Annotated in this window: 13 protein-coding genes; 6 read left to right on the top strand and 7 right to left on the bottom strand. The window is 30.4% G+C overall.

The window, feature by feature from the left end; all coding sequences use genetic code 11:
* Both NMK29_RS06080 and NMK29_RS06075 read left to right on the top strand, forming a co-directional pair.
* Nucleotides 1-621, top strand: a complete 621-nt coding sequence (locus NMK29_RS06080; RefSeq protein ID WP_108803039.1) for a hypothetical protein — start codon at nucleotides 1-3, stop codon at nucleotides 619-621.
* 122 nt (nucleotides 622-743) lie between these two features.
* Complete coding sequence (locus tag NMK29_RS06075) at nucleotides 744-1199, top strand: Imm26 family immunity protein (protein ID WP_108803038.1); 456 nt, start codon at nucleotides 744-746, stop codon at nucleotides 1197-1199.
* A 118-nt stretch (nucleotides 1200-1317) separates the two neighbouring features.
* Here the strand turns inward: NMK29_RS06075 and NMK29_RS06070 are convergent, their stop codons facing one another.
* The gene (locus NMK29_RS06070) at nucleotides 1318-3297 is read right to left on the bottom strand and encodes a tetratricopeptide repeat-containing sensor histidine kinase (protein ID WP_159092185.1); all 1980 of its coding nucleotides are present in this window, start codon (nucleotides 3295-3297) and stop codon (nucleotides 1318-1320) included.
* 265 nt (nucleotides 3298-3562) lie between these two features.
* Here NMK29_RS06070 and NMK29_RS06065 point away from each other — a divergent pair, with 265 nt between their 5' ends.
* The 3 genes from NMK29_RS06065 (at nucleotide 3563) to NMK29_RS06055 (ending at nucleotide 6681) form a co-directional block, all read left to right on the top strand.
* Complete coding sequence (locus tag NMK29_RS06065; protein WP_108803036.1) at nucleotides 3563-3958, top strand: hypothetical protein; 396 nt, start codon at nucleotides 3563-3565, stop codon at nucleotides 3956-3958.
* A gap of 150 nt (nucleotides 3959-4108) precedes the next feature.
* A complete protein-coding gene (locus tag NMK29_RS06060) occupies nucleotides 4109-6310 on the top strand; it encodes a PAS domain S-box protein (RefSeq protein ID WP_108803035.1) in 2202 nt (733 codons plus the stop codon).
* A complete protein-coding gene (locus NMK29_RS06055) occupies nucleotides 6307-6681 on the top strand; it encodes a response regulator (protein WP_108803034.1) in 375 nt (124 codons plus the stop codon). The genes NMK29_RS06060 and NMK29_RS06055 overlap by 4 nt, the downstream gene beginning before the upstream one ends.
* A 56-nt stretch (nucleotides 6682-6737) precedes the next feature.
* On the opposite strand, the gene NMK29_RS06050 is transcribed toward NMK29_RS06055, so the two are convergent.
* The 6 genes from NMK29_RS06050 to NMK29_RS06025 form a co-directional block, all read right to left on the bottom strand.
* Nucleotides 6738-8090 (bottom strand): DUF5458 family protein, encoded by a 1353-nt coding sequence (locus NMK29_RS06050; protein WP_027392912.1) that lies wholly within the window; start codon nucleotides 8088-8090, stop codon nucleotides 6738-6740.
* A 22-nt stretch (nucleotides 8091-8112) separates the two neighbouring features.
* Nucleotides 8113-8562, bottom strand: coding sequence for a hypothetical protein (locus NMK29_RS06045; RefSeq protein ID WP_027392913.1), 450 nt, complete (start codon nucleotides 8560-8562; stop codon nucleotides 8113-8115).
* A 62-nt stretch (nucleotides 8563-8624) separates the two neighbouring features.
* Nucleotides 8625-11105, bottom strand: a complete 2481-nt coding sequence (locus NMK29_RS06040) for an ATP-dependent Clp protease ATP-binding subunit (RefSeq protein WP_234424246.1) — start codon at nucleotides 11103-11105, stop codon at nucleotides 8625-8627.
* 220 nt (nucleotides 11106-11325) lie between these two features.
* Nucleotides 11326-12435, bottom strand: coding sequence for a DEAD/DEAH box helicase (locus tag NMK29_RS06035; protein ID WP_108803033.1), 1110 nt, complete (start codon nucleotides 12433-12435; stop codon nucleotides 11326-11328).
* A gap of 81 nt (nucleotides 12436-12516) precedes the next feature.
* A complete protein-coding gene (locus NMK29_RS06030; protein ID WP_108803032.1) occupies nucleotides 12517-12903 on the bottom strand; it encodes a hypothetical protein in 387 nt (128 codons plus the stop codon).
* A gap of 206 nt (nucleotides 12904-13109) precedes the next feature.
* Nucleotides 13110-14000 carry a DUF72 domain-containing protein gene (locus tag NMK29_RS06025; RefSeq protein WP_108803031.1) on the bottom strand — a complete coding sequence of 297 codons (891 nt, stop codon included), beginning with the start codon at nucleotides 13998-14000 and terminating at the stop codon, nucleotides 13110-13112.
* A gap of 91 nt (nucleotides 14001-14091) precedes the next feature.
* Here NMK29_RS06025 and NMK29_RS06020 point away from each other — a divergent pair, with 91 nt between their 5' ends.
* Nucleotides 14092-14814 carry an outer membrane lipoprotein-sorting protein gene (locus NMK29_RS06020; RefSeq protein WP_108803180.1) on the top strand — a complete coding sequence of 241 codons (723 nt, stop codon included), beginning with the start codon at nucleotides 14092-14094 and terminating at the stop codon, nucleotides 14812-14814.
* The last annotated feature ends 33 nt before the right edge of the window (nucleotides 14815-14847 follow it).

The raw sequence follows: 14847 nt of genomic DNA, 5'->3' as shown, positions 1-14847 counted from the left end.
ATGAATGAACTTTTAGAAGCCGTAAAAGATAAAGTAGGCCTTTTTTTAATGGATAAAGGATATACAAAAAGAGGTAAAAACGATTTTATTAAGAAAGAAAAACTTCATAAAAGAGAAGAAGTGATTTCTTTTTCCTCCAGAAAAGGAAGAGCTCCGCATACAGATCAAACATATATAGGTGTCACATCGGGTATTTATTATAAGGAAGTGAATTCTTTAGACAAAAAGATAATTCAGGATTTTCTAAATTCGTATCCTATAATTACCGGATCTATCGGTCACTTTAAAGATACAGATAACAATTTTATTTCAATCCCTATTAGTAATTCGGATCAAGTAGAAAGTGTTGCAAATGAAATTATTGAAAATATTAAAGATGGTGGTTTTAACTTATTCAACAAGTTTCCAACACTAGAAAGTATTTTAAAAGAAATTAACAACAAACATGAATGGCTTAATGATTACCATAAGTTTAAAAAAATAAGACGCCAAGTACGGGTTTCTGCAATGCATCTTCTTGTTACTGATAAAAGTACTGCTATACAATGGTTTAAAGAAAACTCGTTAGATACTGAAAAATCAAAACCAGAAATCATAAAAAAAATGGAAGCTAGTTGGTAGTTTAAGACATGATAACCTACAAGAAAATTGAAAAAAAATATTTTCAGCTACAGCTAAAGGCAACAACATAAAAATTATACAAGATTAATAGTTTTTTTGAGATAAATATTCAGAAACAAAATATGCCAAAGCAAAAAAAAATAAAACTAAAAAACGGTGATATTTTAAGTATTTATTTAGGTAATAATGAATATGGATTTGCAAGAGTATTATCTAAACTAAGCATAGGTCATTGCATAGAGATCTTTAATCATATTGGTGATAACCCAAATGAATATTTAAATATAAATTATGATTCTAGACTTCTTCAACCTCAAATTATTGATTCCCATTCTCTGTTTTGGCTTGGTAAAGAGGGCAACTGGGATGTAAAAGATAAAAATAAGAACTTCATACCTCCTGAAAATGAAACGACTAAATTTGAATATGGAGATCAAAGTAATCCTACTTTAATAGATATCTTTGGTAATAAAGAAGAAAAAGATAGTACCGATGATAATAGATATCCACCCTACATTCCAAAAGGTGATATTCAGATCAAAAAAATAATTAAATTTTGGAGAGCAAAAAAAGAATAATATAGCCTTGATTAAAATATCTTAGGTAAAAAATCCAAATTCTATAATCAACATAATTAACCAATAAAAAGATCTGTATCTAATTGATAGTAAACATAATAATATTAGCGATTCTTAATTAGGATGCTTTGGGTAATAAAACACTAAAGGTACTACCTTGACCTAGAATACTTTTTACCCCAATAACACCTTTATTAAGTTCTATTAGTTCTTTACAAATTCGTAGTCCAAGACCAGTTCCTTTTTCTTTTGCAGTTCCCTCTGTTGTAAATGTATCTTCAGAAAATAATCTGTTTAAATTTTCTTCAGGAATACCTATACCTGTATCCTGAAAACTAATTTCTAAATGTTCATCTTTTTCCTCAGATCGTAATGTAATAGAATCTCCCGGTTTACAAAATTTAATAGCATTTGCCAACAAATTCTGCGATACAATAGAAAACATATCTTTATCTGCATAGACAATGCTAGCATCTAAGTGATTATTCAGTTTTATTTTTTTACTAGCTGCTTTTGGTTCAAAAAACTCAAACTTGCTCTCAATGACTTCTTGAACACTAAAGGTAGTTGGTCTGGCATTTAATTCTTTTAGTTGCGATTTAGACCAGTTCAATAAGTTATTCAACATAGTAGATGTTTGATGCGTTTTATTAGCCAATAAAGGGACTACTTCTTGAAATTGTTCTTTAGAAATTGCATCTTCTTCTAATAAATTTAGCATTGAATCAAGTCCGTGTATCTCATTTTTAAGGTCGTGAGAAATAATAGAAAAAAGTTTGTTCTTCACCTCATTAGAAGTATTCAATTCTTTAATATACCTTTTTCTTTCCTTCCGTGTTTTTATTACAAATACTAAAAAAACACCAATCAATATGGAAACTCCTAAACTGATAAAAGTAAAAATCCTATATCTTACTAATTCTTCTTTTGTCTGTAATTCTCTTTTTTTCTGAGCTTCAAGGAGTTTAAGTTGCTCTAATTCCGACTTATAACGAATTTCTGCCTTTGATACTTTTTTGGTAGTTTCATTCACTGAACTTTGATCTGCTATCTTCTGATATTTTGTTTGCCAAGCAAAAGCAGAAGCAAAGTTATTTCTTGCAGAATCTAAAATTGCCGAATATCGATAATTAGTTAAAAGTAAAGGTGGAGATTCCAATTTTGACAGTTCTTCTCTGGCTTCTTTTAAAAGTTTTTCAGCTTCTTTGTATTTTTTAACTCTAATAGCAATTAATCCCTGTTGCTGCTTTACATTAGCCGCTACTCTATTATTTTGAGCTTTTATTGCATTATCATATGAAGAATCATAGTACTTCTTTGATATAGCATACTCTTTATCTATCAAAAACAATGAAGCCAATCTATTATAAACCATCGATCTATCCAAAGTATTATCATTTTTCTTACTAATCTCTAACGATTCCTGAATTAATTTTTTTGCCTCCTCATTCTTTCCTTGCTCGGTATACAGAAGCGCTAAATTATTTAATGATGAACTGGTCTTTTTAGGATTAAATTTTTTCTTTAAATCAATAGATTTTTTATAATATTCTTCAGCTAATTTGTAGTTATCGATATTAGAGTAAATATTAGCCAAATTGTTATAGGTACTGGATAAAACCAAACTATCATGAACTCGTTCAAAATATAAATTTGCTTCCAATATGTAATGTATGGCTTTTTCAGAGTTACCTCTCCCTTGTTCTATCGTTGATTTATTATTATTGATTATGGCAAGACCTCTTTGATGATTTGCTTTTTTAAAATAAGCCTCGGCTTTATCGTAGTTATAAAAGGCTTTTATATGCTTTTGCGTAAAGTTATATATATTACCTATATGCTGATATACATCTCCAATTCCTCTATCATATTGTATATTATTAGAGATAGAAAGAAGTTTATCTTCATAGGATAAGGCTGTTTCAAATTGTTTCTGTCTCCATATTTTTTCAAAATGTTTCATGGCAACATCGAAAACCACAGAATCTTTCTGCGTTACTATTGTTGGTAATATACTATCTAATGCCTTTTGTTGAGAAAAACCATGATAGTTACATACTATCGTAACTAAACAGCTAATGATAATTATTTTTTTCATAAATTCTATTTTGAATATAGATAAAATACTTATTACTCCATCAAAATACACAAAAAATAATAAATACATCATATTAAGTAGCTTTATTCTTACATAAATTTTAGTATTAGTGTTTGCTATACGCCTTTTTCATACCTCGATCACTTAATACCTATATTATAAAAAGTAATAAAACAATTGTAAAAACAAATCTTAACGATAGCACCTTATTTTATTTCCTAATCTTATCTTGAAATAGTATATTTAAAATTCTAATTAACCAACAATGAAAAATTTTAAAATCTATTACATACATATTCTTTTTATTTGCTTTTCTTTTTCACTTTTTGCTCAAGATGATACTACAGAATATATTGAAACAGAAGCAATCATTAAAGAAATTAATTTTAAAATTAAATCTCGTAGATCCTCTGCAACTGCAAAAGTCGCTTATAAAACTTTAGAGGGAGATAGCTTGACCAGTACAGTAAAATTAATGCACATTCCGTTTATAGGTCCTTTAGATAATGAAGGGGATAAAATTCAAATATTATATAACAAAGAAACTCCGCTCCTACTTACTACTAAAAGCGGCTCTTTTTGGCAATCGTATGGACTATACATCCTTATTTTATTTGGTGTTATTACCCTGATTTACAGATTTATAAAAAGACCAAAATAATTATTTCTCATACATCAATATGTACAAATAATTTATAAAAATACTTTTTTTAAAAATCTAAAAGACACGATAATTGGATATAAAAAGGTTTAACGTTTCGTTATATAAATCATTTTTGTAACTTTAAAAAGCTAATCACCTACATTATTTATGGCATTTACGGGACAAGAGTTCGTTACTTTGACAGAAAAAACAATGCTTTATCTTATTATTATAGATAAAGAAGGAAAAGTACATTATGCCAATAAGCGTAGTGAATTATTATTCCAACTACCTAATGATCAGATAATAGGGACGTCTATTAGAGATTTTATTATAGATGAAGAAGAAAGTAAGTTTGAAGAAATCATATCAAAATGCTGTAATCTTAAATCACCACAAAACTATACATTTCGATTTTCTCCTAACTCTAGCAGTGGGATATTGACATTAAAATTTGATTTCATCTTGTATGAAGATCTTATTTATGCCTCTGGAATTGATATTACAGAAGAAAACAAAGAACATTATTCGCTTATTTCATTATCCAAACTAACCAAAACTGGTGCATGGTATTACAATCCAATTAGTGAAGAAATGTTTTTTTCAAAAGAATGCTACAATTTACATGACTTAGAACCTGGGACACCAATAACAATGGAAAAAGCAATAAGTTATTATCGCCCAGAATCAAGACCTAAAATTTGGAAGTTTCTTGAAGATCTAATCAACAAAAAGCCGACAGATTACACAGAAAAAATAATTACAGAAAAAGGTACAGAAAAATGGATTAGAGTCTTAGGAGAACCAATTATTCACAATGACAAGGTAGTTTTTATCAATGGAAGTTTTGCAGATATAACAGAACGACAGAATTATCTAGAAAAATTAAAATATAACGAAGAGACTAAACGTCTAGCATTAAAAGGTATACGCTCTGGTTTATTTGATCATCATTTTGATATTAATGCTACATACTATAGTACGGATTTCAAAAAAATGCTTGGTTTACCATTAGATAAAGATTTTATATCTCCCGCATTACTCCAAGAATTAGTTCATCCTGATGATTTAGAAGATTCTATCACAAGACATATTCAAGGTCTAAAAAAGCCTGGGAATCATTATTTTAATCATTATAGAATAAGAAACAAAGAAGGAGATTATAGGTATTACGAAATTCACGGGTATCGTAAAAAGGATAAAGACAATAAAACTACCAGAATGATTGGTAATCTTATAGATGTTCATCAACGAAAATTGAATGAACATACTATAGCAGAAAACCATCGTAGATTATTGGCTATGATAAATAACGGTTTTGCTTATACCGTTTTATTAAATACTTCTGGAGAAATCCTAATGGCTGATGAAGATTCTCTAAAAATTATAAAAAGAGATTTTAACGTAGATCCTACAAAAGAACCTACTCTTTTTATAGAAGTAATGCCTGTAAATTTTAAAACAACATTTTTTCACGAATTTAATGAAGCTTTAAAAGGCAATACTGTAAAAAAAGAAATAGAAAGAACAACATATAAAGGGGCGTCTCAATGGTTAGAATCCAAATACACTCCTATTAAAGATGAAGAAAATAAAGTAAATTCTATCTTAGTTAGTTTTCATGATATAACGGAGCAAAAAACGGCAGAAATTGCTAGAAAAGAAGCTCATATAAAAGAACAGGAGTTAAGTAATCTAAAATCTAACATTCTATCTAATTTTAGTCACGAAATAAGAACACCACTTAATGGAATTGTTACAATAAGCAATATCTTATTATCAGGTGAAGAAAACCCTGAAGAGCGAAAAAAATTGAGTGCATATCTTGATGAAAGCAAAGAAAGGCTTCTTGCTACGATAAATAATTTATCCCATTTTAGTGAAATAGAAACAATTCAGAAAAATCTAAACTATAAAGAAGTTGATATGAATTACACCATAGAGACTTCTTATAGAGAATATCGACATTTTGCCAACTCTAAAAATCTAAATTACGTTTTAAAACTTGATGAAAACTGTCCATCCGCTTCGATAGATGAAGATATTTTTCGAACTGCTATAAACAACATCATTCATAACTCTATTAAATATACAGATAAAGGAAAGGTATTGGTTAAAGTACAAGGAGAAGAAGAAAAAATAAAAATTACAATAAAGGATTCTGGAATTGGCATAGGAAAAGATAGTTTGAAAAAGATATTCGATCCTTTTATACAGGAAAGTATTGGTCTAAGCAGAAAGTACGAAGGAACCGGAATTGGTTTAAGTTTATCAAAAAGATATATTGAAATCCTTGGAGGAAAAATAAAAGTAATAAGTAAATTGAATCAGGGAACAAAATTCATTATTACAATCCCAAAAAATATATGAATATACTTTACGTAGAAGACAATAAAATTAATGCTATGGTTATGAATCGGATGTTATCTAAAAACTCATCCAATGTAATTATTGCAGAAAATGGTCCAATAGCTTTAAAAATGGTTAAAGAATCTACCCTTGATCTAATTCTAGTAGATATAAACCTTGGTCTAAACCAAATGGATGGATGCGAACTATTAAAACGTTTTAAAAAGCTAGATGTACTTAAGAATATTCCTATATATGCGGTAACTGCATACGCTATGCCTGGTGATGCTCAAAAATTTATCAAAATAGGCTTTGATAAATACTTTTCTAAGCCAGTTAACTTCGATAAACTTTTATCTGCTATTTCTAAAGTGAAATCAAAAATTAAATAAAAAAAGAGCGCTAAAAAATAATTAGCGCTCTTTTCTTATTTAATTATAGTCTATAACTATTGTTGCTCATAATCTGAATCCCAATCAGTACCATCATCACCTTTCTGTCCATCCATTTTTATCATAAAGTTTTTAGCTGGAAAATAAGGTTTCATATGTATATCTAGATATACTCTATCCTTTTGATTCGGATCTTGTTCGAAACGCTTAATCGAAAAATCTTCAATTAATTGATCTGGACCTGTAATTCCATCTAAGAATTTAACGATCTGTCCCATCAACTCCTTACGCGTTCTTGCATTAAAGTTTTCAAATGCTCTCCTGTTTAAGAAATCCATTAGTACTTTGGTTACATAATCAAATACCCTAACTACGGAATATGTTTGTAACCCTAAGTTATCGCCATTAAACAACGTTTTAGCAGAAAATGCCATTACTTTTCCATATTCATTAACCATAGGAACTAATCCTAATTTCTCTAACTGAGCAATCTCACTTTTCTTTAGGTCAAATCGAACACCATCTACCTCATTAATCCCACCATGTTTCTTACCCGCAGCAACCTGAGACATCAATGTTCTATATACCTGTCCTGCTAATGCACTAGATGGTGGTACAAAAAGATCATCTTCTTCTCCTACTTCATCATGCTTTCCTCTTCCTACTAACCAATTACAAGCCATCATAACATTAGACCTATACTTATCTCCACCGGTAAGATTAGCTGCTTCAAACATTTCCATAACATCATCTGGTTCATCAAGATGTTCGAAATCAGTAATCATCATTACCTTATTCTCATGAGCAATCTTTGCCCATTTTTCTACCACTTTATTAGATCCTAAATAACCTGGTATCACTAAAATCCCATAATTATCTCTTAAATCAAGACGATCATACCCTTGAACTAATTCCTCTTGGATCGCATCAATAAATCTAGTGTTATCTAGATCTTTTAACTGCTCCAATTCGGCATTCATGATATTAATATTCTTAACTTTTTGAGATTCTGTATTCTTAAAGAATAAAGCCACAGATCTATATGATTGTTCTAGTTCTCTAGTCTGCTCTAATGCTGCGCCTAAGTTTTTTTCCAAAGATTTTCCAGCAATTTCAGAACGTTTTTCTGATTCTTCAACCATTTCAGAGATATCATCTGATGATGATAAAACATCTCTCCAAATTTCTAATGTTTTTTGAAGCTTAGCTCTTTCTAGTTTTTTAGTTGATTCTGTAAGAAAAATCTTTTTACGTGCCTTACGATCGGGGTTCATATTCTGAACATCATCGATACACGCTTCTAAAAGATCAAAACCGCCATATCTAGCTAACTTTTCTTCGTTTATTTTTAATTCCTTTGCTGGATTTTCTATTTTAACACTCTCTTGAGCTTGTTTTCCTGCTGCCATGTGATTTATGTGTCTTTATCTTTTAACCTTGCTGTAATTCTGCTAATAATGATTCGATTGATCTTATCAACGCTTGTTTTGCATCTGGATCTGCTAAAGCAGTTTTTAAGATCTTATTGGATTTAAGTTGTTTCACCACTTTCAAATACTGATCCTTTTCAGTATCTAAATCATTTAAAAATTTACTCTGATCTATAATCCCTTTTTTTCCGAAATTACCTAAATGGCTAAATTTCAAAGTTTCTTTGCTTTCTACTCCATCCGCATCTTCAAACTCTACCTCTACCTCAGGCTTATAATTTTCAAATACATGATCAATAGATGTCAAACCGTTTACAATCTGCGGCTTAATAGGCTGATCTTGAGTTAATTTCTGAACAAGAAGTGTTTTATTTTGTCCGATTTCCAATATAGCTTCACTAGCATCGGTTTTTACCTCTGTTCCTCCTAATCCATATGTGTTATTGCTCATATTTTCTCTAAATAATGATTGTGAATTATAAATATACTAATTTTATTGCAGGATATGGTTCTTTATTCGTATGACCATTCCATTTTTTCATCTTTTATATCAAGACTGACTTTACTCCCTTTACCTATCTTACCTGTAATCAGCATTTTAGACAAAGGACCTCTTAAATCAGTTCTAATAACTCCTCTTAAAGGTCTCGCCCCATATTTGGGGGTAAATCCCTTATAAGCTAAATATTCTTGTGCAGCCTCTGTAAGCTCTAATGTTACTTCTTGCTTATTAAGGGCTTTGTGTAAATCCTTTAATTGAATATTAAAAATCTTTACTACATTCTCTTTTGTAATCGGTGCAAAAGGAACAATCTCTGTTAACCTTCCTAAAAACTCTGGTCTAAAATGTCTAGACATCAATTCTAATAGATCTGATGATTTAGGAATTTCTCCATCTGTAAATGATTTTACAACGTGCTCACTCCCAATATTAGAAGTAAATAAAATAACAGCATTAGAAAAATCTCCAGTCTTTCCTAATCGATCATTCAACTTTCCTTCATCCAAAATTTGAAGAAAAATGTCAAAAACTGATGGATGTGCTTTTTCTATTTCATCAAAAAGTACAATAGAATATGGTTTTTGTCTTATTTTATTTACTAACAACCCTCCTTCTTCATATCCTACATATCCTGGAGGAGCTCCATATAATAGTGCGGCAGAGTGTTCTTCTTTAAATTCAGACATATCAAACCTAATAATAGCATCTTCAGTCTGAAAAAGAAACTCAGCAAGAGATTTTGCTAATTCTGTTTTACCTGTACCCGTAGGACCTGTAAAGAAAAAAGAGCCTGTTGGCAGTCCTGGTTTACTTAAGCCCGATCTCGATTCCAGTACCGCTTCAGAAATTGTTTTGATTGCATGGTCTTGTCCAATCACTCTTTTCTTTAGGTGATCTTCCATATTAAGCAATCTTTCTTTCTCATCAGCCTGAAGTTTTCCTACTGGAATTCCGGTTTTATTTGCAATCGTGGCAGAAACATCATTTTTATCTATAAAGGTTTTCTCTTCTGAAGCTTTCTTAAAAAATTGATCCAAAATGGAAACAATTTTTGTTTTATAATTATCAAATGTTTCTTCTCCAAGAACCATTTCATCCTCTCCTAGTTCATTGAATAAAAGATAACTAAACTTACTTTTTAGATTATTGTAGATCCAACTTACTGCATTTACTTTATCGGCTTCTTCGGATTTCTTCTCTCCTATATCTTTTACATCTTTTAGTAAAGACTCTACATTATTTGCTGTTGTCTCGATCATATATCTAGAAGCCGACATTGTTCTATCTATAAGATCTATTGCAGCATCGGGTAGACTTCTATCTTTATTAAAACGTTTTGAAAGCCTAATAGCCTCTGCAATCGTTTCATCTATAATATCTAAACTATGGTGTTCTTTATACTTATTAATAGTATTAGAAATCATGGTTAGTGCATCTTCTTCTGAAGGTTCGTCTAGCGCAACAACCTCAAACCTCCTAGTAAGTCCTTCGTCGGTTTCGATATGTTTTCTAAAGGCGTCATTTGTAGCAGTAACTATGAACGTAACTTCTCCTTTTGCTAATTCAGATTTTAAAATGTTTACCAACCCTTGGTTCCCACTATTTTTATCTGTCAAATTATTAATCTCATCAATTAATAAGATAGGTTTATCATATTCTTTTAATGCGACTAAAATCTTTTTAAAACGATCCTCTACTTCACTTTTATAACTTGCTCCAGAAACAAGGTTAATAAAATCTAACTCATAAATTTGAGCATCTTGCAAACCATCAGGCACATTCCCATTCACAACAGCCTCTGAAAAACCATCCAAAAGCACCGTTTTTCCAACACCAGGTTCACCTGTTATCAATACATTTGGTTTAGAATGTCTTCCTAAGATCTCGGTAATCATCTTTACCTCAGCATCTCTTCCAAAAACATCATCTAATTGTTTATTTTTTGCAGCAAAAGTTTTATCAAAGCAATATTCGTCTAATATCCCAGAATCTCCTTTTTGTACTTGTGAATTTGTAGATCCACCATTAGTAGAAACCGCTTTTTCACCTCCAGTCTTTCCTTGGGTTGCTGCTATTAAAATCTCATCAGCTTTAAGTGGCAGTGTCTTTAATTGTTCGTAAGAGAATCCAACACCTGGAGTGCATAATGCAATTAAAACTGCATGCGGAGTTATTTCATCCTTACCTAACTTAAGTTTTAATGTATCCGCTTCATTGAATACTGCTTCTATGGATTTATCTCCTTGAACAGCATCTGGAATATTAACAACTCTTGGTAAAGCCTCTATTCTTACTTCTGACCATTCTTCATAATAATATATATCACCATCAATCTGATTAAAAAAATCTTTTAATCCTACATCTTTGTGTAAAAGAGCTTTCAACAAATGTGCAGCATTGTACTCATCATTATGGTACTCTTTTGCAATTGATTGTGCTATATGAATGGCATTATCAACCTTTGATGATAATGTATAATCTAGTATTTGCATGAAGTTGGTTTTTCGTAAAGTAAATAAATAACCCAATAATTAGCAAAAAATTATCAAATTGCTGAAAATAAAAATGGATTTTCAATCAATTCGAGTGATTTTTCCCTAAAAAAACAATAAATACTTTAGCTTAACCAAAAATATAATTAAATATCAAATATATCTACCTAGTATTTGGGTAAAAGAAACCCCCTGTTTTCAGGTATGATATTTAAAAAAATTAACGGATCTGAGAAAATCTAATACCCAGATTTTTTTCTAGGTCTCTAATCACTTTTAACTCTTGTTTTACTATAAGTGCTAATGATAATCCAGTTTTTCCGGCTCTAGCCGTTCTACCACTTCTATGTGTATAATATTCTATTTGATCTGGCAACTGATAATGTACTACAAATGCTAAATCTGCCACGTCAATTCCTCTCGCAGCTACATCAGTAGATACCAATAACTCTAAAGTAGCTTTCTTAAATGCTCGCATTACTTTATCTCTATCTTTTTGAATCATATCACCTTCTAATAAGCCAACTTCATAATTTTTTGCATTCAATTGTTTAGATAACTTACGAGCAGCTGCTTTTGTCTTAGTAAAAATTATTCCTCTTTGGTTTTTTTGAGATTTAAGAAAATAAGTAAGCGTATCTAATTTATTTACTTCTTCACCGACTACAAAATGATGATCGATCCCCTTATTAACAGCATCATTTTTATCGACTGATACTCTTACAGCATTCTTATCAACATAAGAATTAATTATTTCATTTAACGCTGACGGAATTGTAGCAGAAAAAAGCCATACATTTCTATATCCTTTAGTCTTACTTAGTATAGTAGTAAGATCCTTTTTGAATCCCATACTCAACATTTCATCAGCCTCGTCTAATACAATCGTTTTAATTTTGGAGATATCAACAGCCTTCCTTTCAATTAAATCAATTAATCTACCTGGAGTTGCAACAACAATATGAGTTGGTCTTTTTAATCTTGATAATTGAATTTCTATTTTTTCTCCACCATATACAGATTCTGTAAAAATCTTATCTGTATATTTTGTAAACTTAAAGAGTTGTTTTGCAATTTGTTGACCTAATTCTCGTGTAGGTGCCAAGATTAATGCTTGAACTTCTTTTTTTTGGGAATCTATAGTAGTTAACAAAGGAATACCAAAGGCGGCTGTTTTACCAGTTCCGGTCTGAGCTTTACCAATAAAATCTACTTTATTATTGATAAGCACAGGTATTGATTGCTCTTGAATTTTTGTAGGTATTGTTATTCCCATTTCTTTAAGACCTTTATTTAGGTCCTTAGGAACACCTAATTCTGAAAATTTCATCCTCTATTTTTTTATAGTGCAAAAATAGATGAATAAATTCATTGCCCAACTAAAACAATCGATAGATAAATTAAATAAAAATTAGCAAGATATTTTCATGAAGTAATCGAATAATTGTCTTCTTAGCGTTAATCCCTTTTTATGAAAATGTGATTCGTGCATACAAAAACCACCAGAACAATTAACATCTGCGCCTTCGTCTGGTGTTATGATGTCCATAAGAGAAATACTTTCAGTATGGAATTCATTATGATCATTATGAGTCAAGTGATCATGATTACAGTTTTCGTAAGAAAAAACCTTCTCACTCTGTTCGATTATATTTTTTTGATGAATTGAAAAATCAAAAGTAGTTATACTGCCACTAAACTGGCCTATAGTTTCTTTTAAAACATCCTCCTGTGCCTGAATAATAAAAGAAAACAATACAAAAACAAATAATGAAGCGGGGCGTAATAGTTTAGTCATATGTATATTTTTTGGCTTATTAATACAGGTTCAAATTTACTCTAACACAAAAAATAAGTGACGTATTTTTGAATAGTATTACTTATAAACATCGGCAAAATACACATAAATAAGATTAAGTGCAAATATTTTTATGCATTTAACATTATTTTCGAATGATTTAGACTACAACAAGAAAGTTAAAACCGTAACACAACCTTTTACAACTAGAATAATGTAGCTCCATCAGAAGAATGGTTCGGTAAATTAAGATTTGTATTTAATCTATTATTTATTAGTTCTATAAAGAATTTAGAAAGTAATGGAGATTCTTTTTCTATATTTTGGTGAACAAAAAAATGAATATCTTCAACTCCTTGATCTTTCCAAGTTTTTAATCTAGACACCCATTCCTCTAACCTTGTATAATCTGTTTCATGATTTGCTCCCACATATCTAATAAACGCTTCCTTATTAGTAAGTCTCATATGTAATAAATCTCTCCTTCCTGCGGAGTCTGTAATTATATTCGACACGTTAGAACTCTCTAACAAATCATACAATTCGCTGGCAACAACCTCATCATTAAACCAATCTGTATGCCTAAACTCTATAGCTAATGATAATTCCTTTGGCCATTTTTCTACAAAACGCACAACTCTTTCAAAATACTTAGGAGCAAAATTACTGTGCATTTGCAAAAAGATCGTTCCTAGTTTTTCTTTTAAATGAATCGCATTTGCCACATATTGATCGACATAAGGCTGGACATCTTCATTGAGTCTTTTAAGATGTGATATATTTTGTACAAGTTTTGGAAAAAACTTAAACCCTTCAGGAGTTTTATCATACCACTTCTTGAATTGATCTTCAGAAAAGATTCGATAAAAAGTAGCATTTAATTCGATACAATTGAATTGTCTAGAATAGTACTGTAACTCATCTTTTGTACCTCTAGGATAAAAACCTTTTAAATCTTGTTTATTCCACTTAGCACAACCAACATATACTGAAAAACTAGTACTACTTTCTCGCTGTAAAACTTTTAAAGTATCCCGATGATCCTCTGGTAAGATAAAATTTATACTTTCTGGATGTTCTACTTTACCAAATTTCATAATATTTATTTAAAAAGTTTACTGTAAATAGTGTAACAAAAATAAGATTCGAATGACTAACTATGCAGTAACAATAATAAAAAATTTAACAATGAATACTTTGAAATCATTAATTGTAGCATTAATTATAGGAATTATTGCTCCTACACAAGCGCAAACTGCTGATGAAATTATCGATACATATTTAGAAAACACAGGAGGTAAAGAAAACTGGAAAAAACTTACTGGTACTAAAATGGTAGCACAAGTTAATCAGGGAGGAATGGTAATACCTGTAACCATCTATTCTGGGAATAAAGGTGAACAAGCCGTAGTTATTGAATTACAAGGTAAAACAATTACTCAGTTTGCTTTTGATGGTGAAACAATGTGGTCTACTAATTTCATGACTATGAAAGCAGAAAAAAGTGACAAAGAAACTACAGATAACATGAAATTATCAACGAATGATTTCCCTAATCCTTTTATAGATTATAAAGAAAAAGGATATACTGTAGAGTATTTAGGAAAGGAAACAAAAGAAGGTACTGAAACTTTCAAAGTGCAGTTAACTACAGAACCTGTATCGTTAAATGGAGTAGAATCTCCAAGTATTAGCTACTACTACTTCGAAACTGAAAACTATGTTCCTATTATGGTAGAAACAACACAAGGAGCAAATAAAACCACAGTTACTATGAGTGATTATCAAGAAGTAGATGGTCTTTATTTTCCTTTCTCTATGTCTCAAGGCCCACAGCCTATAGAAATTAAAGAAATTGTATTGAATCCAGAAATAGAAGCTACTTTATTTGCTTTTCCTGCAGAGAAATAAAAAACACACTTTTATAAAAAAAGCCTCATCTAA

The organism is Aquimarina sp. Aq107 (genome assembly GCF_943733665.1).
Taxonomy (GTDB): domain Bacteria; phylum Bacteroidota; class Bacteroidia; order Flavobacteriales; family Flavobacteriaceae; genus Aquimarina.
Note: the sequence above shows the minus strand (reverse complement) of the source record. Positions and strands in the feature narration are given on the sequence as shown.